General features: G+C 74.5%; 24 protein-coding genes and 1 riboswitch. Of the genes, 10 read left to right on the forward strand and 14 right to left on the reverse strand.

Annotation, left to right across the window (positions count from 1 at the left end):
- Positions 1-29: 29 nt before the first annotated feature.
- On the forward strand, positions 30-887 hold the full coding sequence (locus JNO54_RS01180) for a hypothetical protein (protein ID WP_204142245.1): 858 nt from the start codon (positions 30-32) through the stop codon (positions 885-887).
- Positions 888-911: 24 nt separating this feature from the next.
- Positions 912-1,436 carry a hypothetical protein gene (locus JNO54_RS01185; RefSeq protein ID WP_204142246.1) on the forward strand — a complete coding sequence of 175 codons (525 nt, stop codon included), beginning with the start codon at positions 912-914 and terminating at the stop codon, positions 1,434-1,436.
- Positions 1,437-1,446: 10 nt separating this feature from the next.
- On the opposite strand, the gene JNO54_RS01190 is transcribed toward JNO54_RS01185, so the two are convergent.
- From JNO54_RS01190 to JNO54_RS01205, 4 genes are all read right to left on the reverse strand, one after another.
- On the reverse strand, positions 1,447-1,929 hold the full coding sequence (locus JNO54_RS01190) for a flavodoxin family protein (RefSeq protein ID WP_204142247.1): 483 nt from the start codon (positions 1,927-1,929) through the stop codon (positions 1,447-1,449).
- Between the two features lie 23 nt (positions 1,930-1,952).
- Entirely contained in the window at positions 1,953-2,609 is a 657-nt protein-coding gene (locus tag JNO54_RS01195; RefSeq protein ID WP_204142248.1) for an ABC transporter ATP-binding protein, read from the reverse strand.
- Positions 2,606-4,264: an ABC transporter permease gene (locus JNO54_RS01200; protein WP_307817996.1), complete on the reverse strand. Its 1,659-nt coding sequence runs from the start codon at positions 4,262-4,264 to the stop codon at positions 2,606-2,608. The genes JNO54_RS01195 and JNO54_RS01200 overlap by 4 nt, the downstream gene beginning before the upstream one ends.
- Positions 4,243-5,376 carry a thiamine ABC transporter substrate-binding protein gene (locus JNO54_RS01205; protein WP_204142249.1) on the reverse strand — a complete coding sequence of 378 codons (1,134 nt, stop codon included), beginning with the start codon at positions 5,374-5,376 and terminating at the stop codon, positions 4,243-4,245. The genes JNO54_RS01200 and JNO54_RS01205 overlap by 22 nt, the downstream gene beginning before the upstream one ends.
- Positions 5,367-5,472: riboswitch (TPP riboswitch) on the reverse strand. Its footprint overlaps the gene before it by 10 nt.
- Before the next feature lie 66 nt (positions 5,473-5,538).
- Between JNO54_RS01205 and JNO54_RS01210 the strand changes: the two genes are divergently transcribed.
- Positions 5,539-5,817, forward strand: coding sequence for a DUF4235 domain-containing protein (locus JNO54_RS01210; protein ID WP_204142250.1), 279 nt, complete (start codon positions 5,539-5,541; stop codon positions 5,815-5,817).
- Between the two features lie 35 nt (positions 5,818-5,852).
- Positions 5,853-6,830, forward strand: a complete 978-nt coding sequence (locus tag JNO54_RS01215; RefSeq protein WP_204142251.1) for an NAD(P)H-quinone oxidoreductase — start codon at positions 5,853-5,855, stop codon at positions 6,828-6,830.
- 66 nt (positions 6,831-6,896) lie between these two features.
- Here JNO54_RS01215 and JNO54_RS01220 read toward each other — a convergent pair whose 3' ends face one another.
- From JNO54_RS01220 to JNO54_RS01230, 3 genes are read right to left on the reverse strand one after another with little or no spacing between them, the layout of a single operon-like run.
- Positions 6,897-7,550 (reverse strand): ABC transporter ATP-binding protein, encoded by a 654-nt coding sequence (locus JNO54_RS01220; RefSeq protein WP_204142252.1) that lies wholly within the window; start codon positions 7,548-7,550, stop codon positions 6,897-6,899.
- On the reverse strand, positions 7,547-8,392 hold the full coding sequence (locus tag JNO54_RS01225; protein ID WP_204142253.1) for an ABC transporter ATP-binding protein: 846 nt from the start codon (positions 8,390-8,392) through the stop codon (positions 7,547-7,549). Before JNO54_RS01225 ends, JNO54_RS01220 begins: the two co-directional genes overlap by 4 nt.
- Positions 8,389-11,442, reverse strand: a complete 3,054-nt coding sequence (locus JNO54_RS01230) for an FtsX-like permease family protein (protein WP_204142254.1) — start codon at positions 11,440-11,442, stop codon at positions 8,389-8,391. The genes JNO54_RS01225 and JNO54_RS01230 overlap by 4 nt, the downstream gene beginning before the upstream one ends.
- A gap of 155 nt (positions 11,443-11,597) precedes the next feature.
- Here JNO54_RS01230 and JNO54_RS01235 point away from each other — a divergent pair, with 155 nt between their 5' ends.
- The 3 genes from JNO54_RS01235 to JNO54_RS01245 are packed head-to-tail and all read left to right on the forward strand — an operon-like array spanning position 11,598 to position 15,840.
- Positions 11,598-12,239, forward strand: coding sequence for a PadR family transcriptional regulator (locus JNO54_RS01235; RefSeq protein ID WP_204142255.1), 642 nt, complete (start codon positions 11,598-11,600; stop codon positions 12,237-12,239).
- Positions 12,236-12,970 carry an ABC transporter ATP-binding protein gene (locus tag JNO54_RS01240; protein ID WP_204142256.1) on the forward strand — a complete coding sequence of 245 codons (735 nt, stop codon included), beginning with the start codon at positions 12,236-12,238 and terminating at the stop codon, positions 12,968-12,970. Before JNO54_RS01235 ends, JNO54_RS01240 begins: the two co-directional genes overlap by 4 nt.
- Entirely contained in the window at positions 12,967-15,840 is a 2,874-nt protein-coding gene (locus JNO54_RS01245) for an FtsX-like permease family protein (RefSeq protein ID WP_204142257.1), read from the forward strand. The genes JNO54_RS01240 and JNO54_RS01245 overlap by 4 nt, the downstream gene beginning before the upstream one ends.
- 92 nt (positions 15,841-15,932) lie before the next feature.
- Here JNO54_RS01245 and JNO54_RS01250 read toward each other — a convergent pair whose 3' ends face one another.
- The gene (locus JNO54_RS01250) at positions 15,933-17,594 is read right to left on the reverse strand and encodes an FAD-binding dehydrogenase (RefSeq protein ID WP_204142258.1); all 1,662 of its coding nucleotides are present in this window, start codon (positions 17,592-17,594) and stop codon (positions 15,933-15,935) included.
- Positions 17,595-17,677: 83 nt separating this feature from the next.
- Between JNO54_RS01250 and JNO54_RS01255 the strand changes: the two genes are divergently transcribed.
- Entirely contained in the window at positions 17,678-19,222 is a 1,545-nt protein-coding gene (locus tag JNO54_RS01255; protein ID WP_204142259.1) for a metallophosphoesterase family protein, read from the forward strand.
- A 14-nt stretch (positions 19,223-19,236) separates the two neighbouring features.
- Here JNO54_RS01255 and JNO54_RS01260 read toward each other — a convergent pair whose 3' ends face one another.
- Genes JNO54_RS01260 through JNO54_RS01270 form a run of 3 tightly spaced genes read right to left on the reverse strand, consistent with a single transcriptional unit; the run spans position 19,237 to position 21,773 of the window.
- Entirely contained in the window at positions 19,237-20,118 is an 882-nt protein-coding gene (locus tag JNO54_RS01260) for a ferredoxin family protein (protein ID WP_204142260.1), read from the reverse strand.
- Positions 20,119-20,129: 11 nt separating this feature from the next.
- On the reverse strand, positions 20,130-21,389 hold the full coding sequence (locus JNO54_RS01265; RefSeq protein WP_204142261.1) for a cupin domain-containing protein: 1,260 nt from the start codon (positions 21,387-21,389) through the stop codon (positions 20,130-20,132).
- Positions 21,390-21,395: 6 nt separating this feature from the next.
- Positions 21,396-21,773, reverse strand: a complete 378-nt coding sequence (locus tag JNO54_RS01270) for a hypothetical protein (RefSeq protein ID WP_204142262.1) — start codon at positions 21,771-21,773, stop codon at positions 21,396-21,398.
- 137 nt (positions 21,774-21,910) lie between these two features.
- Here JNO54_RS01270 and JNO54_RS01275 point away from each other — a divergent pair, with 137 nt between their 5' ends.
- Complete coding sequence (locus JNO54_RS01275) at positions 21,911-23,179, forward strand: saccharopine dehydrogenase family protein (protein WP_204142263.1); 1,269 nt, start codon at positions 21,911-21,913, stop codon at positions 23,177-23,179.
- A 63-nt stretch (positions 23,180-23,242) separates the two neighbouring features.
- Here JNO54_RS01275 and JNO54_RS01280 read toward each other — a convergent pair whose 3' ends face one another.
- Positions 23,243-24,328 carry a GNAT family N-acetyltransferase gene (locus JNO54_RS01280; RefSeq protein WP_204142264.1) on the reverse strand — a complete coding sequence of 362 codons (1,086 nt, stop codon included), beginning with the start codon at positions 24,326-24,328 and terminating at the stop codon, positions 23,243-23,245.
- Positions 24,329-24,397: 69 nt separating this feature from the next.
- Between JNO54_RS01280 and JNO54_RS01285 the strand changes: the two genes are divergently transcribed.
- Complete coding sequence (locus JNO54_RS01285; protein ID WP_204142265.1) at positions 24,398-25,090, forward strand: LmeA family phospholipid-binding protein; 693 nt, start codon at positions 24,398-24,400, stop codon at positions 25,088-25,090.
- On the opposite strand, the gene JNO54_RS14300 is transcribed toward JNO54_RS01285, so the two are convergent.
- Positions 25,087-25,299 carry a hypothetical protein gene (locus JNO54_RS14300; RefSeq protein WP_233703138.1) on the reverse strand — a complete coding sequence of 71 codons (213 nt, stop codon included), beginning with the start codon at positions 25,297-25,299 and terminating at the stop codon, positions 25,087-25,089. The genes JNO54_RS01285 and JNO54_RS14300 overlap by 4 nt on opposite strands.
- Positions 25,296-26,204 (reverse strand): flavin-containing monooxygenase, encoded by a 909-nt coding sequence (locus tag JNO54_RS01290; RefSeq protein ID WP_233703140.1) that lies wholly within the window; start codon positions 26,202-26,204, stop codon positions 25,296-25,298. Before JNO54_RS01290 ends, JNO54_RS14300 begins: the two co-directional genes overlap by 4 nt.
- Positions 26,205-26,212 lie beyond the last annotated feature (8 nt).

Raw genomic sequence — 26,212 nt, forward strand, 5'->3', positions numbered from 1 at the left:
CGGGACGCTCGAGGTGTGATCATCGTGCGATGGACCTCGACGAGGCGGTGACCGAGCTCTACGCCGCACCGCTGGAGGAGTTCGTCGCCGTGCGGACCCGGCTGGCGCAGGCGGCCGGGCGCCCCGCCGCCGCCGAGATCAAGGCACTCCGCAAGCCCACGGTCACCGCGTGGCTGCTCAACCAGCTCGCGCGGGAGCACACGGACGTCGTCGCGACGGTCGACGACCTCGGCCGGCGCATGCGCGCCGCGCAGGCCGCGGCCGACATGACCGCGCTGCGCGAGCTGCGACCCGAGCGGGACGCGGTCCTGCGCGACTGCGTCGCTGCTGTCCGCGACGTCGCCGAGGAGCACGGGAGGTCGCTGAGCCAGGCCGGCGCGGACGAGGTGAGCGCGACCGTCATCGCCGCGCTCGCCGATGTCGAGAGCCAGGCCGCACTGGCCTCGGGGATGCTCGTCAAGACACTCAGCTACTCGGGCTTCGGCGAGGTCGACATCGACGACGCCGTCGCGACGCGGGCGCGGCTGCGAGTCGTCACCGGCGGTGACGACGAGGGCGGTGACGACGCAGGCGGTGACGACGCAGGCGGTGACGACGAGGGCGGGACCGACGCAGCGGATCCCGACGAGCACGACCTCGCCGCGTCCGCACTGGCCCGGGCCGAGGCCGAGCACGCCCGCGTGACCCACGAGGCGCAGGTACGCCTCCAGACGGCGGAGGCCGAGCTGGCCCAGGCGACGACGGAGCTCCAGGACGCGGAGGCGGCCCTCGCGGCGGCCCGCGAGCGGGCCTCTGCTGCCCGTCAGGAAGCCAGGCGAAGGGGTCGTGAGCGCGACGCCGCGGCGAAAAGGGTGGCCGAGGCCCGGCGTGGCAGCCCGAGGAGCTGAGGGCGCCACGAGACAATCGCGACCATGAGCGAGCGCACCGCCCAGGGGGCCCCGTCGGCACCGGCAGAGCTGACGTACGACTCCTTCGAGGTCGACCTGCTCAACGCCTGGTACGACGAGGACGCCGACGACGTCGACACCGCCGTCATCCCGCGGCTCCAGATGAGCGAGACCGTCCTCGTGCCCGTCGCGCTGCCCGAGGTCGTGCCGCCTGTGGCCGCCTTCGCCGCTCCGGCCAGCCGCGTCCCGACGCAGCCGACGGTCGCTGCGCCCGCGACACGGACCCCTTCGCCCGTCCCGTCGACCACCTCGCGCACCCGGCACCGTCACGCCAGCCCGCAGTCGCTCGCCGCCGTGCGCCGCAACCTTGTGGCCGTCGCGGCGATCGTCACCGGTGCCGTCCTGCTCGGGTCCGCGGTCGGCATCATCGGCGGCTGGGTCGCCCTGGTCGGCTACGTCCTGCTCGTCGGCGGCCTCGTCCTCGCGCGGCGCCGCGCCAACGCGCGCTACGCCCCGCGGCACAGCCGCTACGCCCCCCGCCACGCCTGAGCCTGGCGCGTCAGCTGAGCAGCGCCGCCAGGGTCGCGCCGAGATCGCGGACCCGGCCCTCGGCGTCCGCGTCGACGTCGCCGAGGACCTCGACGTCGCCGAAGGACTGCTCCCAACCGAGCGCCTGGACGATCCCGTGCACCGAGCGGACTGCGCCGGTCGTGTCGTACCGGCCGTGGACGTACAGGCCGAAGGGCTTCTTCGGGCCGCTGGCACCCGCACCCTGACCGTCGTCGCCGAGCGCACCGCCGACCGCGAGGAAGGTGCTGTCGAAGAAGTGCTTGAGCGCGCCGGACATGTACCCGAAGTTCGCGGTCGTGCCGAGGACGTAGCCGTCGGCGGCGAGCACGTCGTCGGCGCTCGCCTCGAGCGCGTCCTTGACGACGACCTCGACCCCGTCGATCTCGTCGTCGTGGGCCCCGGCGAGACAGGCCTGCAGCAACGCCTCCATCGAGCGGGTCGGCGAGTGGTGGACGACGAGGAGCGTGGCCATCCACCCATCGTGCCGTCCTCGGGTCACGAAGGGGGCAGCAGCCGCCCCGCGTCCATCCGTCGTGTCTCGTCGGCGATCACCTCGGCCTCGCCGTGGTCGTGGGTCACGAGGATGGCGGTCGTCCCGGTGTCGGTGAGGACCTGGCGAAGGTCCCCGGCCAGTCGCTCACGGAGCTCGCGGTCGAGCGCGGAGAGCGGCTCGTCGAGGAGGAGCAGCCGGGGCCGGGCTGCGAGTGCGCGGGCGAGCGCGACGCGCTGCTGCTGCCCTCCGGAGAGGGTCAGCGGATCGTCGCCCCCACGGCCGGCGAGCCCGACGAGGTCGAGCAATCGGTCGACCTCCGCGTCGAGCTCGGTCCCGCGCAGACCCTGCAGCCGCAGCGCGTAGCCGACGTTCCGGGCCACGGACAGGTGCCCGAAGAGCTGACCGTCCTGGAACATCATCGCGAAACCCCGCCGGTGCGTGGGTGTCCGCGCGAGATCCTCCCCGTCCCAGAGCATCCGTCCCGCCGCGAGCGGCTCGAGCCCGGCCACAGCGCGCAGGAGAGTCGACTTGCCGCACCCGGAGGGGCCGAGCACCGCGAGGACCCGCCCCGTCGGCAGCCGCAGGCTGACGTCGTCGACCGCGGCAAGAGCCCCGAAGCGGACGGTCACGGCGTCGACGGTCAGTCCCCCTTCGCTCATCCGAAGCTCCCGACTGATCCCAGGCGCAGCCGCTCGACGAGTCCCATCACGCCGACGGTGACCGCGGCGAGGACGACCGCGGCGGCCATCGCCGTGCCCTGCGCGACCGCACCGGGCCGACCCATGAGCGTGTACACGAGGACCGGCAGGGTCGGCTCGTCTGGGCGGGCGAGGAAAGCGGTCGCGCCGAACTCGCCGAGCGAGACGGCCAGGGCGAAGCCGACGGCAGCGAGCAGCGGGCGCCACAGGACGGGCAGCTCGACCGTCGCCCACGAGCGAAGGGGTCCCGCGCCCAGGGTCGCCGCCGCCTCACCCTGGCGCGGGTCGACGTCGCGCAGGACCGGGGCGATCGTGCGGACGACGAGCGGCAGGGCGACCATCGCCTGGGCGATCGGGATGAGCACCGGCGAGGAACGCAGGTCCAGGGGCGGACGGTCGAGGGTGATGAGGAAACCGAAGCCGATCGTCACCGCCGAGACTCCGAGGGGAAGCATGAAGGCCGCGTCGAGCCCGGCAAGCAGCGAGTGGCCGGCGCGCGAGCGGGGACGGCGGGTCACGGCGAGCGAGACGAGCAGCCCGAGGACGAGCGCGAGGAGGGCGGCGTCGACGGCTATCCGCCACGACGTGCCGAGGGCCTCCCACGCGGTCACCCCGACGCCGGGGTCGACGGCGGCGAGGTCGCGGTAGTTCGCGAGGGTCCACGCGTCACCGCGTCGCAGCGAGCGGGCCAGACCGCCGACGAGGGGGGCGAGGACGAGCACGACGACGGCGGCGAGGACGGCGAGCGAGGGGAGGTGCTGAGCGCGGATCGCCGTGAGCCGCAGCCGCGCCCGTGCCCGACGACGGACCCCACGGGCCCGTGCCCGGGCGCGCTCGGTGACGAGGAGCAGGGTGACGACGACGACGAGCTGGAGCACCGAGAGCACCGCCGCGCCCTGGAGGTCGAGCAGTGAGGTCGTGAGCAGGTAGATCTCCGTCTCGACCGTCGCGTAGCGCAGACCGCCGAGGGTGAGGACGACACCGAAGGCCGTCGAGCAGAAGAGGAAGACGACACTCGCCGCCGAGATGATCGACGGGCGCAGGGCCGGCAGGGTCACCGTCCGCAGGACCTGCGCCGGCGAGGCACCGAGGGCGGCCGCCGCCTCCGCGGCCCGCGGGTCCAGGCCCCCCCACGCGGCGCCGACCGTGCGGACGACGACACTGACGTTGAAGAAGACCATCGCGAGGAGGATCGCGACCCACGACCCGTCGAGCCCGAGCCACCCGAGCGGGCCGGACGGGGCGAGCAGCCCACGCCAGAGCACGCCGACGACGACCGCCGGCATGACGAAGGGCATGACGACGAGGGCGCGCAGCACCCCGGCCCCGGGCAGGGCGAGCCGGTAGAGCGCATACGCGGTCGGCACCCCGAGCGCGAGCGTCACTGCTGTCGCGAGAGCCGAGATCCCCGCGGTGAAGGCGAGCACCCGGGCGGTCCGTGACCGTCCGAGGACATCCCCGACCCCCGACAGTTCGAGCGCCCCGTCGACGACGAAGCCCCGCTGGAGCATCCCGCCGAGCGGCAGGACGAAGAAGACGCCGAGGAAGGCGAGCGGCAGCAGCGCGAGCAGGGCTGCCCGCGCCGCGGGCCGGGTCAGGAGGTGATGTCGGTCCACTCGCGCAGCCAGGTCTCCCGCTGCTCCTCGATCGTTGCCGGGTCGACCGTCAGGGGCTGCTCGGCGGTCTTCGCCCAGCGCGCCCACTCCTCCGGCAGCTCGACGGCCGAGGAGGCCGGGTACATGTACATCGACTCGGGGATGCCCGCCTGGACGTCCTCGCTGAGCATGAGGTCGACGAAGGCCCGCGCCCCGGCCGGCTGCTTCGTGCCCTTGACGACGCCCGCGTACTCGACCTGGCGGAAGCAGGTCTCGAGCAGCGCCGAGGTCGTCGGCTTCGAGCCGCCCTCGGGGACGGTGAAGGGCGGCGAGCTCGCGTACGACAGGACGATCGGCCGGTCGCCCTGGCCCTCGCCGGCGGTGAAGTCGACGCCGTAGGCGTCGGACCAGCCCGAGGTGATCTTCGTGCCGTTGTCCATGAGGTCGCGCCAGTACTGCTGCCACCCGCCGTCTCCTTCCTGCCCCTTCGCCGCGACGGTCGCGAGGAGGAAGGCCAGGCCCGGGCTCGAGCTCGAGGCACCGGGGGTGACGAAGAGGTCCTTGTACTCGGGCTTGGTGAGGTCGTCGAGGGTGACCGGCGGGTCGACCTTCTCCTTCGCGAACCACGTGTCGTCGATGTTGACGCACACGTCGCCGAAGTCGACCGGGGCGAGGACCCTCGCACCGTCGCCGGGGAGGGCGTGGTCGGCGGCGCCATCGGGCAGCTCGGGCTCATACGCCTCGAGCACCCCTTCGCTCACGGCGCGGCCGGCGAAGGTGTTGTCGATACCGAAGACGGCGTCGGCGACCGGGCTGTTCTTCGTGAGGACGAGGCGGTTCGTCAGCAGCCCGGCGTCACCAGCGGTGACGACCTTGAGGGTGCAGCCGGTCTCCTCCTCGAAGGCCGCCTTCGCCTCGTCGGGCAGCACAAAAGACTCGTGGGTCAGGACGGTGAGCGCGCCGTCGCCGGTGCAGCGCCTGGCGTCCTCGGCGCCGGTGGCGGCGGAGGTGGCGGCCGAGGTCGGGTCGGGGTCACCCCCGCCGAGCGAGCATGCCCCGAGGGCGAGCGTGGCGACGGCCGTGAGCGCGAGCGCGCGGGCGGGCCGGGACGGACGGGTGGACTGCTTCGTCATCAAAGACTCCCTACGCCGGTGCGAACCGGATCAGGTCGGAGGGTCTGCGGCGGATCCGCACTCTCAGCGCCATCGGGCGCTCCCCTGTCGTACAAGCGGCGATGATAGCCCACTCCTGTGGCACGCTTCGTAGGCAGTCACTTCGGACGACGTGAGGAAGTCATGGGCAACGCACTCTGGAAGGTCCTCGGCACGGGGTCGGCGATCCTCGCCGGCATGGTCGCCAACAAGGCCATCACCGCGATCTGGAAGAAGGCCGGCCGCGACGCGGAGATCGACCCCCGCGACCCCGACAGCCCGGTCGTCGAGGCGCTCGCCTACGCCGCGCTCGCCGGGCTCGCGATGGGCGTGGCGCGGACCTTCGCCACCCGCAAGGCCGCCCAGATCTACCAGCGCTCCGCCGGCCACCTGCCGACCGAGCTCCAGAAGGGCGAGGTCTGACCCTCTCCTGAGGTCGCCCCTCCTAGGGTGGGGTCATGCGAGCGATCTCGATCTCTGAGCCCGGTGACGCCGACGTCCTCACCCTGACGGAGGAGGACCGACCGACCGCGGGGCCCGGTCAGGTCGTCCTCGACGTCGCCGCCGCGGGCGTCAACCGCGCCGACGTCATGCAGCGTCTCGGCTTCTACCCGCCGCCCCAGGGGGCCTCCCCGTTGCCCGGGCTCGAGGTGAGCGGCACCGTGGCCACGCTGGGCGAAGGGGTGGACGGCCTGGCCGTCGGGGACGAGGTCTGCGCCCTCATCGACGGCGGCGGGTACGCCGAGGCGGTCGCCGTGCCGGCGGCACAGGTCCTCCCCGTGCCGACGGGGGTGAGCCTCACCGATGCCGCGGGGCTGCCCGAGGTCGTGTGCACCGTGTGGAGCAACGTCTTCATGACCGCTGGCCTCCAGCCCGGGGAGACCCTCCTCGTCCACGGTGGGTCGTCGGGGATCGGCACGATGGCGATCCAGCTGGCGAAGGCCCTCGGCGCGCGCGTCGCTGTGACCGCCGGCTCGGAGGAGAAGCTCCAGGCCTGCCGCGATCTTGGTGCCGACGTCGCCATCTCCTACCAGGATGAGGACTTCGTCGAGCGCGTCCGTGAGGAGACCGACGGTCGTGGCGCCGACGTCATCCTCGACAACATCGGCGCGAAGTACCTCGGCCGCAACGTCGATGCCCTCGCCACGGCCGGGCGCCTCGTCGTCATCGGGCTCATGGGTGGCCGCAAGGGCGAGCTCGACCTCGGCAAGCTGCTGAGCAAGCGCGGCGCCGTCATCGCGACCTCGCTGCGGGCTCGCCCGGCGGAGGAGAAGGCCGCGATCGTCGCGGCCGTCCGCGAGCACGTCTGGCCGCTCCTCGAGGACGGCACCGTCCGCCCGGTGGTCCACCAGACCTACCCGCTCGCCGACGCCGCCCAGGCGCATCGCGACATGGAGGCCAGCGGCCACATCGGCAAGCTCCTGCTGCTCCCCTGACCCACCCCACAGCGCACGGCAACCGTGCCCGGACAGCGCACGGCAACCGTGCCCGGGCAGCTGTGATCAGACGTCGAGCGCCAGGACCGCGTCGGCGGCCTCGGCGACCTCCGGGTCGTGCGTGGTGACGACGACGCAGGCCCCCTCGTCGGCGAGCCCACGGAGCAGCGCGACGACCCGCTCGCGGTTGTCGTGGTCGAGCTCCGAGGTGGGCTCGTCGGCGAGCAGCACGGCGGCGCCGCGGGCAAGCAGCGCGCGGGTGAGGGCGATGCCCCGCGCGACGGCGACGCGCTGCTGCTGACCGCCGGAGAGCTCTTCGGAGAGGTGGGACCCGGACTCCTCGAGCCCCACCTCGGCGAGCGCCCGGTCCGCGCTCGCGACAGCGTCGGCGCCGCTGACCCCGAGGTCGAGCAACGGCAGCGCGACGCACTCACGGGCGGTGAGGATCGTGCTCAGCGCGCTGCCCTGGGCGACGAGGCTGCGCGGACCGATCTCGATCTCGCCGTCGACGCCGGAGGGCAGCAGACCCGCAAGGGCCCAGAGCAGCGAGGTCTTGCCGGCGCCGGAGTGCCCGGTGACCGCCGTGACGGTGCCGGGCCCCGCGACGAGGTCGACGCCCTCGAGGGCCACGGCCGCGCCGTACCGGACCCCGATGCCACGGGCCGACACGCCCTGGGCACGCGCTCCCTGCGCGCCCGCCCCCTGAGAGCCGATCGTCATGACGGGTCCTCCTCGAGCACCGGACGCAGCGACCACGAGCCGCCCTCCTCATGGTGCACCCGCACGAGCGTGCCGGGCGGGACGGTGGCGAGCACCTCGGCGGGCAGCGGCAGCGACCCGTCGGCCGAGACGACCGCGTACTCCTCGCCGGATCTCCCTTCGCCCCCGACCCGACCGTCGCGGATCGTGACGGTGCGCGGGAAGGCGGCGGCGACGGCCGGGTCGTGGGTGACGACGACGACCGTCGTCCCGAGGGTGGCGGCGGTATGCGCGAGTGCGTCGAGCACCGTGTCGCGGGCGCCGTGGTCGAGCTGGCTCGTCGGCTCGTCGGCGAGCAGCAGGCCGGGCGAGGTCGACATCGCGACCCCGAGCGCCGCGAGCTGCAGCTGGCCGGGGGTGAGCCGGGCGAGGGGGTCGTCCTCGCGTCCCTCGAGACCGACGAGGCGAAGGACCTCGGCCGGCTCGGGCAGCTCACGGCCCCTACGGGCTGCGGAGCGGGACGCGAAGACGAGGTTCTCCCGGGGCGTGAGATAGGGCAGCAGGTTGCGTCGTGCGCCCTGCAGCAGGATGCCGACCTCGGTCGCGCGGTAGGCGTCGATCTCCTCGTCGGTCATCGCGGACAGCTCGTGGTCACCGACGTGGATCCGCCCGGCGCTCGGGCGCAAGAGGCCGCCGAGCAGCCCGAGGAGCGTCGACTTGCCGGACCCGCTCGGCCCGAGCAGCGCGATCCGCTCCCCCGGCCCGACGACGAGGTCGACGCCGGAGAGGGCCGCGACGTCGTGGCCCTCGGCGCGGTAGATGTGGACGAGCCCCTGCGTCCGGACCGGCAGGCCGGTGCTCATGCGAGCTCCCGGGCGGCGGCCGGCTGGGTGCGTGCGGCGAGGGCCCGGCCGATGACGAGCGCGACACCGAGCAGGACGACGGCGCTGCCGAGGACGGTGAGCGCGACCGGCACCCACGGGATCGCGGTGGAGGGCTCGGGGACGAGCACCCCGTCGACGAAGAGCGGTACCGACGGCAGCGCGATGCGTGCCCCGACGAGACCCGCGAGCGTCCCCAGCACGAGGGCGACTGCTGCGACGACGAGCTGCTCCCGGCGGATCGCGGAGCGGACCGCCCGCGGCGAGACGCCGGAGAGGAGCAGCGAGGCCCCGTCCCGCACCACCTGGCGCCAGCCGGTGACGGCCGTGACGACGGCGACGAGCCCGGCGAGGAGCAGACCGACCACCCCGGCGAGCGCGGCGAGCCGCAGCCCCCAGCCCGAGGCGGACTCGTCGTAGCCGCGCTCGGCCTCGGCCGTCGTCGCGATGGAGCGAAGGGGGGTCCCCTCGCGCTCGAGGACGGCACGGACGGTGTCGACTGCGGCGGGGTCGGCGAGCCAGAGCTGGGCCCGTGCGCGGTCGTCGAAGCCGCCGCCGAGACGAGCCAGGGTCGGCAGTCCCACGAGGACGCCCCGGTCGGTCACGGCGGGCAGGACGTCGGTCTGCCCACGGCGCTGGGCGTCCGTCTGCAGGCCGTCGGGGGTGAGCACGGTGAGCCGGTCGGGGGTCACCGAGCCGTCGATGCCACGGGTCGCGACGACGGGGATGGGGCGGGGGACGTCGGTGACGCCGAGCCGGACGTCGGCGCCGTCGGCGGCCTGGAGGCGCAAGACGAGCCGGTCACCGGTGACTTCCTCCGCGCTCGTGGCCGAACCGCGGCCGGCGCCGGTCGTGGTCGTCGCTGCGGGGGCGATCTTGGCCCAGGTGCCCTGGTCCCCGAGGTCCACCGGCGTGCCGTCCACGGCGGGGCCGGTCAGCGTGACTGTCCCGTCCAGGGTGACGTCCGAGACACCCCGGGGCGGGGTCCACTCGACGACGAGCGCGCTCAGCCGGCAGCTGCCAGGGCAGAGCACCGGCACGTCGATCTCCTGCCGGCCCTCACCGCGAGGCTCCATCATGACCAGCTCGCGCGCCCGGGTCTGCCCCTGGCTCGTCGTCACCTCGAGGCGCAGCCGGACCGTGCCCGCGTCCTGCCCGCGCCCGTCGAGGTCCCAGGCCACCGTGCCGGTGAGGCGCTCGCCGTCGAGGACGATGCTCGGCTGCGAGGTCATCGCGACATCGCCCAGCGGGATGCCGTGCAGCGCACCGGCGTTGGCGACCCCACGGATCGTCTCCGGGTCGACGGCGATGGTGCGTGGGGCCTGCGGGTCGTTCGGGGCGACGGTCACGACGGGGGTGACGGCAACCCCTTCGGCCCGGACCGCGTCGGCCAGGGCGACGATCTCGCGTGGGCCGCCCGCGGACACGGTGAGCACGGCCGGGGCGCCGGTCTCGAGCTCGGCGCGGGCCAGTCGGTTGGCGTCGGCGACGACGACGCACGTCGTCGCGAAGACCGCCAGCGCCACCCCGACGGTGCTCGCGACGAGGACGCGGCGCGGGCCAGGACGGCGACCGACGCCACCCGCGGTGAGGGCGGGCACGACCGACCCTCGGCGGACCGCGCGGGCGCCCGCACCCGCCGCCAGGCGAGGCAGGAGGACGGAGGCGAGGAGCGCGACACCGATGGCGGTGAGGACCGGGGCGGCGAGGGTGACCGGTCCGGTGAGCACCCCGAGCGCCACAGCGGCGACGGCGGCGAGGGAGGCCAGCCCGAGGGTCGCCTCGACGGCACCTCCACCCCGTCGGGGACGGGCGGCCCGGAGCAAGGAGGCCACCGGCTCGCGGTGCACGCCCCGGGTGGCGAGGACGATCGTCGCGAGACTCACGACGAGCGCGCCCCCCGCCCAGGGGAGCACGCCGGCGGGCACCTCGCGCGGGACCGCGGGCAGCGTCAGGGCCGCCGTCAGCCAGGCGAGGACGACCCCGACGACAACCCCGAGGGGCACGCCGAGGAGCGCGCACGTCCCGAGCTCGGCGAGCACGATCCGCCGGGCCGCCCCGCCGGAGCGCCCGCGCAGCCGGGCGAGGGCGAGATCCTGCCGCCGCTGGTCGACGGCACCCCGGGCGACGAGGTAGAGCGCGATGACCGCGAGCAGCGCGAGCTGGGTCATGACGAGCGGCACGATGACCGCGGTCTGGTCCTGGCCGGCGCGCAGCTCGGTGAGGCGCCGGGTCAGTGGCTGGTCGACGGCGAGCTCGGGGCTCTCGGCGCGCATGGCGGCCAGCCCGTCGACGGCCGCCGGCAGGGTGTCGAGCGTGACCGCGGCCCGGTCGAGGGGCAGGTCGGTCGTCAGGCTCGCGGTGGGCAGCGTGCCCTCGAAGGTCGCGGTCGGGGTGAGCAGGTCGTCGACACCCGGGAGGTTGTCGAGGTCGGGCTGCGGGACGCCGGACTTGCCGTCGGGCCGGTTGCCGAGCCAGTAGCCCGGGTCCTCGGGGGCGGTGTAGATGCCGACGACGGTCAGCTCGAGGTCGGGGCGCTCGTCGTCGAAACGGTCGTGCTTCTCCTGGTAGATCCGCAGGGTCGTGCCCTCACGCCACCCCCAGGCCGTGGCGTCCGCGGCGGAGACGAGCAGCTCACCGGCCGCCGTCGCGCAGCGGCCCTCGATCTCGAGGTGCGCGCACAGGTCGTCGCGGGAGCGCAGCAGGACGGGCGAGGGCTTCTTGCCCGGGGCCGGGACGACGTGCTGGGCGTAGCGCATGCCGCTCACGGGCTCGCCGGAGAGGGCGAGCACCGCCGCCGGGAGCGCGTCGGTGATGACCTCCGGCGTGATGTCGGCACTCGACGCGGTGCGGGGGCGGCTGATGTGCGTCGTCGTCGCCTGGGGGTCGGAGGCATCGGCGAGCGAGCGGAGCACCGCCTGGTCGACGGCCCGGGCGTACGTGGGCGCGAAGGCCGCGCACGTCGCGACGAGCGCGGCGAGGAGGACGAGGGCGACCGCCTGACCCCGGCGGTGACGCAGCGCTGCGCGCACCCGCTCCTCCTTCGCTCGACGTGGGCCGACCTGGGCGCACACTACGCCTCGCCTCGCCCCGCTCGAGGCCGACGTCTTGCCACCGGCGACATACCGGGTATACCGTCCGCTCAACGCCGGTGCATACCGGGTATGGGGGGACGAAGGGGGACAAGATGTCGGTTCGACTGGGGTTGCTGGCACTGCTCGACGAGCAGCCGATGTACGGCGCGCAGCTGCGCGCGGAGTTCGAGTCCCGCACGGGCGGCACCTGGCCGCTGAACATCGGGCAGGTCTACACCACGCTGAGCCGCCTCGAGCGCGACGGGCTCGTCGTCCAGCGGGGCGGCCCCGACGACGACGGCCGGATCACCTACGCGCTCACCCCCGCCGGCCACGACGAGGTCGTCGCCTGGTGGGCGACGCCCGTCGTCCGCGACACGACACCGCGCGACGAGCTCGTCATCAAGCTCGCGCTGGCCGTCACCGCGCCCGGGGTCGACGTCGAGCAGGTCGTCCAGACCCAGCGCACCGCGAGCCTGCGCGCGCTGCGCGACCTCACCCGGCTCAAGCAGCAGGCCCACGCCGCGGAGCGCGAGCGGATCGCCGACGACGAGACCGCGCGGCTCGGGCGCACCGAGCTCGCCTGGGTGCTCGTCCTGGAGAACCTCATCTTCGCCGCGGAGGGCGAGGTCCGCTGGCTCGACCACGTCGAGGCCCGGCTGGCCCGCGAGGCGACCCTCCCCCAGCCCGCAGCGTCCACCCCTTCGCCCACCGCCGACGAGACCCAGACCGAGACCACCGAGGTGGCCCGATGACCCCACCGCTGCTCCAGATCACCGACGCCACCCGGGTCCACGGCGAGGGTGACGCCGCCGTCCACGCCCTGCGCGGCGTGAGCCTGACCGTCATGCCGGGCGAGCTCGTCGCCGTCATGGGTCCGAGCGGGTCGGGCAAGTCGACCCTGCTCAACCTCGCCGGCGGCCTCGACCGGCCGACCTCCGGCACCGTCGTCGTCGACGGCCAGGACCTCGGCTCGCTCGGCGCGAAGGGGATCGCCCAGGTGCGACGCCGCTCCATCGGCGTCGTCTTCCAGGACTACAACCTCATCCCCTCGCTCACCGGCGCGGAGAACGTGGCCCTCCCCCTCGAGCTCGACGGCGCGAGCGTGCGCTCCGCCCGACGCTCGGCCCGCGAGGCGCTCGGCCTCATGGGCCTGCAAGAGCTCTCCGACCGTTACCCGGACACGATGTCCGGTGGCCAGCAGCAGCGCGTCGCCATCGCCCGCGCCCTCGTCGGCGGCCGCCGGCTCGTCCTCGCCGACGAGCCGACCGGCGCGCTCGACAGCCAGACCGGCGAGGACGTCCTCCGGGTGCTCCGCGAGCGCTGCGACGCCGGCGCCGCCGGCCTGCTCGTGACCCACGAGGCGCGGCACGCGGCGTGGGCCGACCGGGTGGTCTTCATCCGCGACGGCCTCATCACCGACACCACCGGCCCGGTCACCGGTGTCGAAGACCTCCTCACGGGGGTAGCAGGCGGCCCACGATGAGCACCACGCTGTCCCCGTACCGGGAGGAGGCTGCCGCAGGGGGTCAGCCTCCTCCCACCCCTCCCGCCCGCTCGGGCGGCCTCGCCGGGTGGCGCTCGTCCTGGCGCGTCGCCCTGCGGATGGCTCGCCGGGACGTCCGGCGCCACCGTGGGCGCAGCCTCGTCGTGCTCCTCATGGTCGGCCTGCCCGCGATGCTCGTCGTCGCGGCGATGACGATCGCCGCGACGAGCCAGGTCACCGGCGCCGAGAAGATCCCGCGGGCCCTGGGGAGCACCCAGGCAGCGATCAGTGGCCCGGTGCCCGAGAAGATCAGCCAGGGCCCCGACCCCGTGTCGGGTTACGGCAGCACCGGCGGGTCCGGCGACGCCACCCCGATCCCCGGCTTCGAGGACGGGGGCACCGCCTTCGACAACGCCGAGGCGATCGGCCGGCTCGTCGACGGGCGCGCCGTCCCGTACACCGTCGGCGAGACCCGGGTCCAGGTGGGCGACCGGGTCCGGACGCTCCAGAGCCTGGCGATCGGCGACCCCGGTGGAGTCGGCGACAAGGTCACCTTGGTCTCCGGGCGGTGGCCGAGCGCGCCGGGTGAGGTCCTCCTGTCCCCCTCCGCGGTCGACGGCGGGCTGCCCTCGAGCGGCCGGCTCACGCAGGTGGCGGCGAAGGGGGAGTCGCTCGAGGTCGTCGGGACGGCCCGGGCCGTCGGCGAGTGGGGGACGCGCTTCGAGCTCGTGACGACCACCCCGCTGTGGGCCGACAGCTGGGACCAGGGCTGGCTCGTCGACCGCGAGACGCCGGTGACCTGGGCGGAGGTCCAGGAGCTCAACGCCTACGGCCTGCCCGTCATGAGCGCCGAGGTCCTGCGCAACCCGCCGTCGATCGGCGAGCTCGACCCGCAGATCGCCGACCAGGAGCAGTTCGGGCAGGCCCGCGCGTCGATGGCCTACGCCCTCCTCGGCGGGGTGCTCGTCATCCTGCTCACGCTGCTCATCGGCCCGGCCTTCGCGGTGAGCGCGGCCCGGCAACGGCGCACGCTCGCCCTGGCCGCCGCCAACGGCGCGACGACACCCCAGCTGCGGCGCACCGTCCTCGCCCAGGCGCTCGTCCTCGGCGGGCTGAGCGCGGCGCTCGCCGTCGTGCTCGGGGTGCTCGCGGCCATCGCCTTCGTCCTGGTCGCCGAGGACCGCGAGTGGATGACGACCGGACCGCTCGACATCCCCTGGGGCCAGGTGGCCGGGGTCGTCGCCGTCGCCGTCATCAGCTCGGTGACCGCCGCACTCCTCCCCGCCGCCCGCCTCGGGCGGCTCGACATCGTCGGCACGATGAAGGGCGTCCACGTACCCCCGCCGCCGAACCGGCTCCTCCCCGTCGGCGGGATCCTGCTCGCCGCGGTCGGCGGGTGGGCGATCATCACCGGCGCGCAGACGACCGGCACCGAGACCCAGATCCTCGCCGGTGCCGTCGCGCTCATCGTCGGCGCGCTGCTCACCGTCCCGACCGTCCTCCACCTCCTCGGCAAGGTCGGCGGGCACCTGCCGCTCCCGCTTCGCCTGGCGACGCGTGACCTCGCCCGGCACCGCTCGCGCAGCGCCCCGACGATCGCGGCCGTCCTCGCCGGCACGGCGGCCCTGACGATCGGGCTCGTCGGCGCGACGTCGGACAACGCGCAGCGGCGTCAGCAGTACCTGCCGCAGACGATCGTCGGCGAGGCGTCGGTCTACGACATCGGGCCCGACGCCGGCGCCACCGCCGCCTCGCTCGAGCGGTACCGCGCGGCCGTGCCCGACCTACGCTTCGCCCCGACGTGGGTCGTGAGCAACGACCCCGGCACATCGGGGAGCGGCGTCCCCTTCATCGCTGCCCGGCCGGTGGGCTGCACGCCGGAGCAGACCTTCCGCGACCGCGAGTGGGAGGCGAGGCAGCAGGCGAGTGCGCCTCCGGATGTGGAGAGCCACCCCGCGGACCTGTCCTCGCCCTGCCAGCTCGTCGGCGAGACGAGCGGCACCGGGCGCTCGGTCCGCGTCCTTGACGCCGACGAGATCGTCCGGCGCATGGGGCTGACCGGCGCCGAGGCCGAGACCGTCCGGGGCGGCGGTGCCGTCCTCATGACGCTCCCCTCGGACAAGGGGCTCGTCACCGACGGCTCCGTCAACGTCGTCTACGGCCTCCGCACCGGCGGGGACGCGTACGCGGAGGACGCGCGCCTCACCGACGTCACGACGGTCGACCTGCCGGTGGTCACCCGAGAGCACGACCGCGACTCGATGCCGCGCAGCCTGATGTCGGGACTCCTCGTGCCGCGCGAGGCGGCCGAGGAGCACGGATGGGCCCTCACCGGCGCCGGGCTCGCCGTCTACTCGCCGAGCGGGCCGCTGACCGATCTGCAGGAGGAGCGGCTCGTCGCCGCGGCGGGAGGCGAAGGCCAGGTGGCCGTCGAGCGCGGCTTCGTCAACGAGCTGTGGATGGTCATGGCGGTGCTCCTCGGGATCTTCACCGCGCTGCTGCTCGTCGTGACGCTCACGTCGGCGGCGCTCAGCCTCGCCGAGCAGGAGCGCGACCAGGCGACCCTCTCCGCGGTCGGTGCCTCGCGCGGGACCCGGCGGATCATGGCGGGGGCGCAGGCATGGCTCCTCGCGCTCGTCGGCGTCGTCCTCGGGATCGCCGTCGGGCTCGTGCCGGGCATCGCGATCACCTACCCGCTGACCGGCATGTCGTGGGACCCCGCGAGCGGTGCCGCCACGACGAGCGAGCCGACGACGGTCATCCCGTGGCTCGTCCTGCTCGCGATGGCGGCGGTCGTCCCGGCCGTCGCCGGCCTGCTCGCCACCCTCGCCGTCCGCGGCGACCCCACCGCCACCCGCCGTAGCACCTGAGGACGACGGCAGCCCCGCCCCGGGTCGAGGGAGCAGCGCACGTCCAGGCGGTCGCGATCACCTCGACCCGGCGGGACCGGGGTCGGTGACGGTCAGTCGGCGAGCTCTCCGGCCATCGCCCGACCGGCCGTGCGGCCGGAGAAGATGCACCCACCGAGGAATGTCCCCTCGAGCGCCCGGTAGCCGTGCACGCCACCGCCGCCGAAGCCCGCGGCCTCGCCCGCGGCGAAGAGCCCCTTGACCGGCCGGCCGTCGTGGCCGAGCACCCGCGCCGACAGGTCGGTCTCGAAGCCGCCGAGGGTCTTGCGCGAGAGGATGTGCAGCTTGACGCCGACGAGCGGCCCGCGCTTGGGGTCGGTGATCTTGTGCGGCGGGAAGGCGCGCTTGCTCAGCTTGTCGCCGCGGTAGCGCCCGGCGACCTCCATCGCCGCGAGCTGCGCGTCCTTGCTGAAGGCGTTGTCGAGCTGGCCGTCGCGCGCGTCGATCTGTCGGGCGATCTCGGTGGCGTCGAGCTCGGGGTCGTCGTCCTCGCGCAGCGCGTTCATCTTCGCGACGAGCTCCTCGACGGTGTCGGCGGTGACCCAGTCGACGCCCTTGTCCATGAAGGCCTGGACCGACGGGTACACGGGCGTGACCGGCCGGCGGGCCACGGCCCGGAGGTCCTTGTCGGTGAGGTCGAGGTTCTGCTCCGAGCCGGAGAGGGCGAACTCCTTGCCCGCGATGGTCCGGTTCGTGATGAACCACGAGTGGTCGTGCCCGGTCTGACGAAGGTGCTTCAGCGTGCCGAGGGTGTCGTAGCCGGGGAAGAGCGGGGCGGGGAGCCGCTTGCCCTCCGCGTCGAACCACATCGAGCTCGGGCCGGGGAGGATGCGGATCGCGTGGCCGGGCCAGATCGGGTCCCAGTTGCGCACCCCCTCGACGTAGTGCCACATGCGGTCGCGGTTGATGATCCGGCCACCCGCCTCCTCGGTGATCGCGATCATCCGACCGTCGACGTAGGCCGGTACGCCGGTGATCATCCGTCGGGGTGCGCCCCCGAGTCGCTCCGGCCAGTTCTCCCGGACGAGGTCGTGGTTGCCGCCGATGCCGCCGCTCGCGACGAGCACGGCGTCGGCGCGCAGCTCGAAGTCGCCCACCCGGTCACGGTTGCTCGCCTCACCGCGCGGGTGGTGGTCGGGCGCGAGCACGGTCCCTCGGACGCCGACGACCGCGCCATCCTCGGTGACGATCTCGTCGACGCGGTGGCGGTGGGCGTAGGTGACCAGACCCGACTCCTTAGCCTTCGCGACCCGCTCGACGAAGGGGGCGGCCACGCCCGGTCCGGTACCCCAGGTGATGTGGAAGCGCGGGACGGAGTTGCCGTGGCCGTCGGCCGTGCCGTCGCCGCGCTCGGCCCAGCCGACGATCGGGAACCAGCGCATGCCCTGCTGGTGCAGCCAGGAGCGCTTCTCCCCGGCGGCGAAGTCGACGTACGCCTCGGCCCAGCGGCGCGGCCAGTGGTCCTCGTCGCGGTCGAAGCCGGCGGTCCCCATCCAGTCACGCATCGCCAGCTCGTGGCTGTCCGTGATGCCCATCCGGCGCTGCTCGGGGCTGTTGACGAAGAGCAGGCCGCCGAAGGACCAGTGCGCCTGGCCGCCGATGTTGGCCTCGGACTCCTGGTCGACGAGGATCACGCGGCGGCCCGCGTCGGTGAGCTCTGCGGTGGCGACCAGGCCGGCGAGGCCATGACCCACGACGATGACATCTGCGTCCATGGCAGATGAGCCTACCCGCGGGTAACCGATCTCGACCAGGCGCCCCACCCGATCGGTCCGCCGCCCCGCCTACGATCGCGGAGATGTCTCATCTCGGCCGGCTCCGCGCCGCGGCGACCCGAGCCCTCCTCGCGGCCGCCGTCGTCGTCCTCGCCACGCTCGGCGGCATCGTCGCGACGGTCGTCGTGCCGACGACGGTGAGCACCGACTACTACACCGCCGACGTGCGCCTCTCCCCGTCGTGGTCGGACCGCTCGTCCATCGGCGTCGAGACGATCGTCGGCGGCGCGTCTGCCCGCTTCACCGGGCTCGCGCCGGGCATCGAGGTCTCGCCGCAGGTCCGTCCGGAGATCTCCGACGTCGTCTCGGGCGGCGACGTCAGCACGACCAAGCTCGTCGTCAGCCAGGCAGAGCGAGAGCGGGTCATCGCGGAGGCGGCGAAGGGGGTGGCCGTGCGCTTCGTCGGGGGGTCGGTCCTCGCGGCTGGTCTCCCGCTCGTCGGGTACGCGCTGTGGCGCCACCGTCGGCCGACGGTGCGAGCGATCGCGGCGACCGGGGTCGCCTGGGTGGTGACCTGCGCGGTGAGCGGGCTCGGCGCCCAGCAGACCTACCGTGCCGAGCGCTTCACCGAGCTCGAGGCCACCGGGCTGCTGCGCCTCGCCGCGGACAACCGGACGATCTTCGCCGACGTCGAGACCCGCGCCGGCCAGGCGACCCCGTACCTGCGCAACCTCCTCGCGCTCTCCTCGGCACTGCGCTCGGAGTACGCCCCGGCGACCTCCACGACGCAGGACGCGCTGACGGTCATGCTCGTCTCCGACATCCACTCCTCGAACCAGTACGCGCTGATGCGCACCGTCGTCGAGGAGCAGAGTGTCGATCTCGTCGTCGACACCGGGGACCTCATCAACCTCGGCCGGGTCGAGGAGCTGCGGCTCTCGCGCCTCGCCCGCGGCATCGAGTCGCTCGAGGTCCCGTACGTCTTCGTCCGCGGCAACCACGACGCGTCCTCCCCGACCGACACCGCCCTGCTCGACGAGCTCGCCGAGGTCGACAACGTCTACCTGCCCGAACCGAGCGACGGCACGTACCGCGAGATCGAGGTCGACGGGCTGCGTCTGGCCGGATTCAACGACCCCCGGTACTACGGCGACTCCGACGACGGCACGACCGACGCCCAGAGCGAGGCCCGTGACCGGTGGGTCGAGGCGCTCGGCGAGGCGGCCCCGCCCGACCTCATGCTCAGCCACGAGGCCCCCGCGGTCGACGGTGCGCCGGGGCGCATCCGGGTGCACGGCCACGGCCACCATCCCGGCCTTGACGGCAGCCGGGTCGCGCTCGGGACCTTCACCGGCGGAGGGACGCTGTCTCACTTCCGGCTCGACCCGGCCGACGAGGAGCTCGTCGGGCAGCCGAGCAGCTTCGACCTGCTGACCTTCGACGAGGGCTGCCAGGCCGGCACGCTGACCCGCTACCAGTACCGCGCGATCATCGAGGGGCGTCCGAGCATGGACCGGATCTCGGTGATCAACGCGGGCCGGGTCGCCGAGCCCGCCGAGGAGGGCCGGACCTGCGGCGCAGGGGGAGTATCGGTCCGGCCGCTCGGGGACCAGCCCACCGACGGCTGAGTCTCGGTCTCAGGTCACCCGAGCACGGACCACTGCGCCATGACCTTGAGGTCGAGCCCGCACGTCAGCCGACGCGGCTCGCTGAAGGACCGCGCCACCCGGCGCTCGTAGGTGTGACCGGCAGCCGTGACCCGGACCGTCCACTCCCCCTCCCCGGCCGGTTCGGCGGTGACCGCCTCGACCTGCGCCAGGCTCACCCCTTGGCCCGCCATGACGTCGTGGACACCCACCTGCTCGGGGGCATCCCAGACCGTCCGGCCGCGCCAGCGGGTAAGGTCGACCGCGCCGTCGAGGTGGGCGATGACGACGTCGGGCGCTGAGGTGCCGTCGAGCCGTCCGTACATGGAGCCCTCGGGGAGGATCGCGACGTTGCCGGCGAAGCGGTCGCCGCCGAGATGCGTTGTCTCCCAGACCGATCCGGGCAGGACGTCGTCGAGGACCCGGGCGACGAGGCGGCCCTCGACGGCGCAGCAGGGGTCCTTCTTCCCGTGGCAGCAGACGAGGATCACGGGGTCGGTGCACACCTCCGGCGCGGCCGCGCAGAGCTCCTCGAAGCGCTCGGCGAGGGCCACGAGATCGGCCGGCTCGGACCACTCGTGGCGAGCCACGCGGCCGTTCGTCGAGTCGACGAGGTAGACCGGCCACGGCGCGACGAAGTCGTCGACCCGGCCGTGGGGGCGGATGAGCTGCAGGCGCGCCTGGACGGCGTCGAGCGCGCGGACGAGCGGTGGTCGCACGTCGAGCACGGGGGGCGTCGTGGCGGCCTTGTCGGTCCACGGGCCGGGGTGGCCGACGAGCATCCAGCGAGGCGCGGGCACCGCCGTGCCGATCGGCGCGTCAGCACGCTCGGCGGCCGCGATCGAGCACCGCCAGCGGGAGTCATGGTGCGTGGTCATCGCCACCGACCCTACGAGGGCACCGAGGGCGAAGGGGTGGCCGGGGGCCTCGGCGTCGCGAGCCCCGCGACGACGAGGCGGCGGGCGAGATCGGCGCCGATGTCGGCGGCGTCGAGCGAACCATCGGCGAGGAGCCGGACGACCGCGGGCCGATCCGCCTCGGCGACCGTCAGCCGACCGAGCCGGCTGCGGAGCACGCCGTCGCGGACCTCGGCGCCGAGGTGCTCCCGCAGGTCGATCCGCCACCCGGAGGGATCGGCCTCGAGGGCGGCGAGCGCCTCGACGGAGCGGACGGGCGAGACGGGGGCGGCCCGGCCGCTGCGCCCGCGGGCGGAGAGCCGGTCGGCGACGACCTGCTCGTCGAGCTGGTCGAGCGCGGAGCGGAGCGCGTCACGGACCTCGTCGACGCGCCCGGCGTACGTGGCGGGGTCGGCCAGGTCGACCCCGAGGGGCAGCGAGCGCCGGGACGACACGTCGTCGAGCAGCCCCGCGCGGAGCGACCCGATGACCTCGTCGAGGACGTGCTCGCCGTGCCAGGTGTGGATGCCGAGGGTGAGGTGGGTGCTCACGCCACCGCGCGCGGTCGCCGCGTGCAGCCAGCCCCGCGGCAGGTAGAGGACGTCGCCGGGCGCCAGGGTCGCCTCCAGGTGCGGCGCCCGATCGGCTTGTGCCGCAACGGCATCGGCGCGCTCCCCCCACGGCTGCGAGCGCAGCGGGTGATCGTGGACCGGGGCGTGGATGCGCCAGTGCTTCTCGCCCGAGATCTGCACGACGAAGACGTCGTGCACGTCGTAGTGGGCAGAGAAGCCGGTGCTCTGCGCCGGGGTGACGTAGGCGTTGGCCTGCACGGGGTGCCCGAGGTCGTCGGAGAGCTCGGCGACGAGCCGGCGGACCGGCTCCCAGGTCCGGTGCAGCGCCTGGAGCACGATCGTGTGCCCGTCGGCGAAGAGGCGGAGCAGCTCGTCGTCGGCGACCTGGTCGCCGATCGTCGCGCCGACGCCGGCTGCGCGGGTGAAGGCGCGATCGGGCAGCGTGCGGCCGCCCTTGGCGACCCGGACGAAGGGGACGCGCAGGCCGCGCTGCGAGAGCAGCTCGTCGACGGCGGCGTTGTCGAGGACGTCGTCGAACGCCGCGCCGTGAGCGGCAGCGGGTCGCTCGGCCGCGCGGACGAGCAGTGGCGCCTCGCCCCAGCGCTGCGCGAAGGTGTCCCGGTCGGGGACGAGTCGGGCCAGGCCGGTCGGGTGACCGGCCTGGCCCCAGCGTGCGGTCACGCCCGGTCAGAGACCGCGCTCGACGGGGGCCGCCCCGCCGCTCGCGGGGTCGGCGCCACCGTCGGCACCACCATCAGCACCCGCGTCGCCGACCGGGCCGGCGCCACCGTCGGCACCACCGTCGGCACCCGCGTCGCCACCGGCCCCGCCGTCGGCACCACCATCAGCACCCGCGTCGCCACCGGCCCCGCCGTCAGCACCACCGTCCGCGCCGGCGTCACCGGCCCCGCCGTCAGCACCACCGTCCGCGCCGGCGTCACCGGCGCCACCATCGGCACCGCCGTCCGCGCCGCCATCGGCGCCCGCGTCACCGTCCGCAGCCGTCGTGGGGACGCCGCCGAGCGCCTCGTCCGTGGGGACCGTCTCGTCGTTGGGGAGAGTCATGGTCAGCCTCCGTCTTTCGTCGGGGTTCGTCGCGACCCGCAGGATCGGGTCGGACGCCGTGCCCTCCCCGTTGTACTCGCTCGAGCGCCCCCTCGGTGGCTTGGCCGCCCCCCTTCGTCGGCGCGTAGGGTCAAGACATGCCTCAGACCCCCCGTGACCTCGACGTCGTCCTCTTCGGCGCGACCGGATTCGTCGGCGAGCTCACCGCCGCACACCTGCGCGACCACGCCCCCGAGGGGCTCCGCGTCGCCCTCGCCGGGCGCTCGCGCGCCAAGCTCGACTCCGTCGCCGACCGCCTCGGCGGGGCTGCTGCGGGCTGGGAGCGCGTTGTCATCGACGCCGGTGACGGCGCCGCCTGGGACGAGCTCGCCGCCCGCACCAAGGTCGTCGCGACGACCGTCGGCCCCTACGTCCGCTACGGCCGCGAGGTCGTCCGCGCGTGCGCCGAGGCGGGTACCCACTACTGCGACCTCACCGGCGAGCTGCTCTTCGTCCGTGACGCCGCCGACGCCTTCCACGAGGTCGCCCAGAGCACCGGGGCCAAGATCGTCCCCTCGTGCGGCTTCGACTCCATCCCCTCCGACCTCGGAGTCCTCGCGACCGCCGAGGCGGCCAAGGAGCGCGGCCACGGCGAGCTGCTGAGCACCACCCTCTTCGTCCGGCGGCTCAAGGGCGGCCTGAGCGGCGGCACCATCGACTCGATGCGCCAGCAGGCGATCATGGCCCGCGAGGACAAGGTGGCCCGCCGCGCCGTCGCCGACCCCTACGGCCTGTCCCCCGACCGGTCCGCCGAGCCGAGCGGCCGCGAGGGGCTGCCCGCCGACACCCCGCCGCGCCCCTCCGGCCCGCTGGCAAAGATCACCAAGGCACTCCCCGTCCGGCGCGCCGACGACGGCAGCTGGACGGGCCCCTTCGTCATGGCGTCGTACAACACCCGCGTCGTCCGCCGCTCCAACGCCCTGCTCGGCTATGCCTACGGGCGCGGCTTCCGCTACCAGGAGGTCACCGACTTCGGGCGCTCGCTCAAGGCCCCGGTCATGGCGACCGGCATGACCGCCGGGCTCCTCGGCCTCGTCGCGGGCATGTCCTTCGGCCCCACCCGCACGCTGCTCGACAAGGCCCTCCCGGCCCCGGGCGAGGGTCCGAGCGCCGAGGACCGGGCCAAGGGTCGCTTCGCCATGGAGGTCGTCGCGCAGACCACCTCGGGCACCGAGGTGCGTACGACTGTCGCGGCCCCGTACGACCCGGGCTACAACGGCACGGCGATCATGCTCGGCCAGGCCACGCTGAGCCTCGCCGGGGACGAGCTCGACGGCGAGGGCGGCGTGCTCACCCCCGCGGTGGCCCTCGGCGACCACCTCATCGCGCGGCTGCGCCGCTTCGGCTTCACCATCGAGACCGCCTGACCTGGCGCCCGGCAGGTCCCCTCGGGGAGGGCGACCTGCCGGAGTCGGGCGAAGGGGGGAGCGTCAGCCCTCGATCGGGCGCGCCTCGGGGACAGGGGCGTCCACGCCGTAGACCTCGACCGGCTTGTGCCAGGACTGGGTCTCGTAGCGGGTGACCCACCCCATCGAGGTGTAGAGACCGTCGGCGCCGGTGGGGCTGTCGGCGTCGACCTCGAGCGCGACCCGGTTGCGTCCGCGGTCGAGGGCATCGCGGATCACGGTGCGCAGCAACGCCTTTGCGACCCCGCGCCCGCGCGAGAGGCGATGCACCCCGATGTAGTCGATGTAGCTGCCGGCGAGCCCGTCGGCGTCGGGCGGGAGCACCGACGAGACGACCGCGCCGCCCGGGACCCAGCCGTCGCTGCCCGCCGGGGCGTCGTCGACGGTGATCTCGGCGATCCACCAGTGGTCCCACCGGTGCCCGGTCACCTCGCGCTGCCGGGTCAGGAACTCGGGGAAGGACTCTCGGTAGGAGTTGAAGTGGTCCGCGAAGGACTCCTCGAGCATCCGGTGCACGGTCTGGAGGTCCTTGGCGACCGGCATCCCGTCCTCGTGGGTGGCGACGCGGCGCACGACGACGCCCTCACGCGGACCGGGCAGGTCGGCGTCGGCCGACGTCACGGGACGGCTCATCTGCAGCCAGGTCCGGGTCTGCTCGAAGCCGGCGGCAGCGAGCCGGCGCTGGAGGTCCGCGTCGTCGGCGTGGACGCTCACGTGGAGCTGGGTGCCGCCGAGCCCGCGCAGCCCGGCCACCTCGACACCAGCCTCGGCCGCCCAGGCGAGCAGGGCCTCCGCGACGGCATCTCCGCCGGGCAGGTCCGGGGCGACGGTGAGGTCGACGTTCGTGCGGCCGCCGGCGCGGTCGTGCACACGCACCCAGGCGAGCGGGGCCGGGCCGTGCTCGGCGAGGACGACGAGCTGGCGCCGGGTCCACGACCCCGGCCCGGCGACCTCCATCGCGACCTCGTCCTCGCCGACCGAGCCCGACCCGGCGACGGCCTGCTTGGCGGCGGTCGCGAGGGCAGCCAGGCCGCGCACATCCTCCGGTCCCGGTGCTCGCGCGGTGAGGCCGGGCGGGAGGGCGGGCGACGGCAGGTACGGGCTGCTCATCCCACGATCCTCCCAGCCTGGCCGCCCGACGGCCCGCTTCCCGGGTGTGCGAGGCCGCACACTGGGCCCATGAGAGAGGTCGCAGCCCGAGGGCGGGTGCGCTGGCGTGACGTCGGGCTGGGCGTCCTCGGCACCCTCGTCGCGATCGGGGTCGCTGTCGCCCTCCTCGTCCTGTCGTTGCCGACGGTGGGCGACCAGAGCGAGCCGGCTCCCCTCCCCGCAGGGGTGCCCCCGACGCCGACCCGACCCAGCGACCTCGGCGAGGACGAGACCTGGTTCGCCCGGGCAGACCTCGCGACCGAACTCGTCGAGACGCCCGACGGCCCGCTGCACGACGTCGACGCCGAGGGCACCGGCGTGCGCGTGGGGGTCGACGGGGTCCGCGCCGAGACGCTCGAGGTCCGGGCGACCCTGCCCTTCGCCACGGCGGCCGAGCAGATCGGCGCAGGGGTGACTCTGGCCGACGCCGGCGGCAACCGGGTGCGAGTCACCCGGACGACCAGCATCGCGGGACGCGACGTCACGGTCTCCGGCACGGGCTCGGTGCGGGTCGAGGACGGGCGGCTGGTGATCCAGCCCCGCACCGTGGACCTCGGCCCGGACTGGCTCTCCTCGCGCGTGTCGGGCGCCGCCGAGGACCTCATCACCGTGCGGCACACCGTGCAGGGGCTGCCGGAGGGTACGCGGCTGCGCTCGATCTCGGTGCAGGACAAGGGATTCGCGGTCCAGCTCTCGGGCCGCGACGTGCGCCTCTCCGGCTAGCTGCGCCGACGCGCCCGGACGAGCGTGGCCGCAGCGGCCGAGACCCCCACGGCGCCGGCGGCGACGCTGCGCCGACGACGCCGCGCCCGTCCCGGGTCGGCGATCGCCGCGGCGATCCGGCGCGCATCGATCGCCAGCTCGCGGAACATGCCCGAGATCGGGTTGGTGAAGCCGGTGAACCACAGGCCGGCCGCGCCCGCGGGGTTCACCGCGCCATGCACGACCGGGCGGCCGTCGGCACCGAGGACGCCGAGGTGACCGACGAGCGGCTCGAGCCCCTGCCGGTAGCCGGTCGCGAGGAGCACGACGTCGGGCTGCAGCCGTCGCCCGTCGACGAGAACGACGTCCGCGCCCTCGAAGGACGCGATCGCCGGGACAGGCACGACGGCACCGCGCCGGATGTCGCGGCCTGGAGCCGCGCGACCGGGTCGACGACCGCCGTCGGCAGGTGCCGGACGAGGATGCCCTTGAGCTGGGCGGAGGTGCCGAGCGAGGAACGACGCAGGATGTGCGGGGGCGTCCGGACGGCGATCCACACCTGGGCGACGCCGTGCTCGTGCAGGTCGGTCGCGATCTCTGCGCCGGTGTTCCCGATGCCGACGACGAGCACCGCGCGCCCCGAGTACGGTGCGCCGTTGCGGTAGTCCTTGGCATGGACCACCCCACCGGTGAAGCCCTCCATCCCGGGCCACGTCGGCTCGGCCGGGGTGTGGTTGTAGCCGGTCGCGACGACGACGTGCTCCGCGGCCAGCTCGCCCTCGGAGGTGCGGACCACCCACCGCCCCGTGGGCCCTTCGCCCGGGTCCACCCGGTCGACGTTCACGCCGGTGCGCACGTCGATCTGGTGGTGGCGGGCGTACTGCTCGAGGTAGTCGACGACGTGCTGCCGGCCGATCCAGCGGCCGTAGCGACGGGGGATCCGCAGCCCGGGCAGGCTCGAGAGCCGCGCGGGGGTGTGCAGGTGCAGCCGGTCGTAGTGGTGGCGCCAGGCGTGGCCGACGGCGTCGGCCTTCTCGAGGACGACGACCCGGCGTCCCTCGCGCTGGCAGGCCGCCGCGGCGGCGAGACCGCCGGGGCCGGCTCCGATGACGACGACGTCGTGCGTGGTGGGCATGCGGCCGA

It is taken from the genome of Janibacter endophyticus (assembly GCF_016888335.1).
GTDB classification, from domain to species: domain Bacteria; phylum Actinomycetota; class Actinomycetes; order Actinomycetales; family Dermatophilaceae; genus Marihabitans; species Marihabitans endophyticum.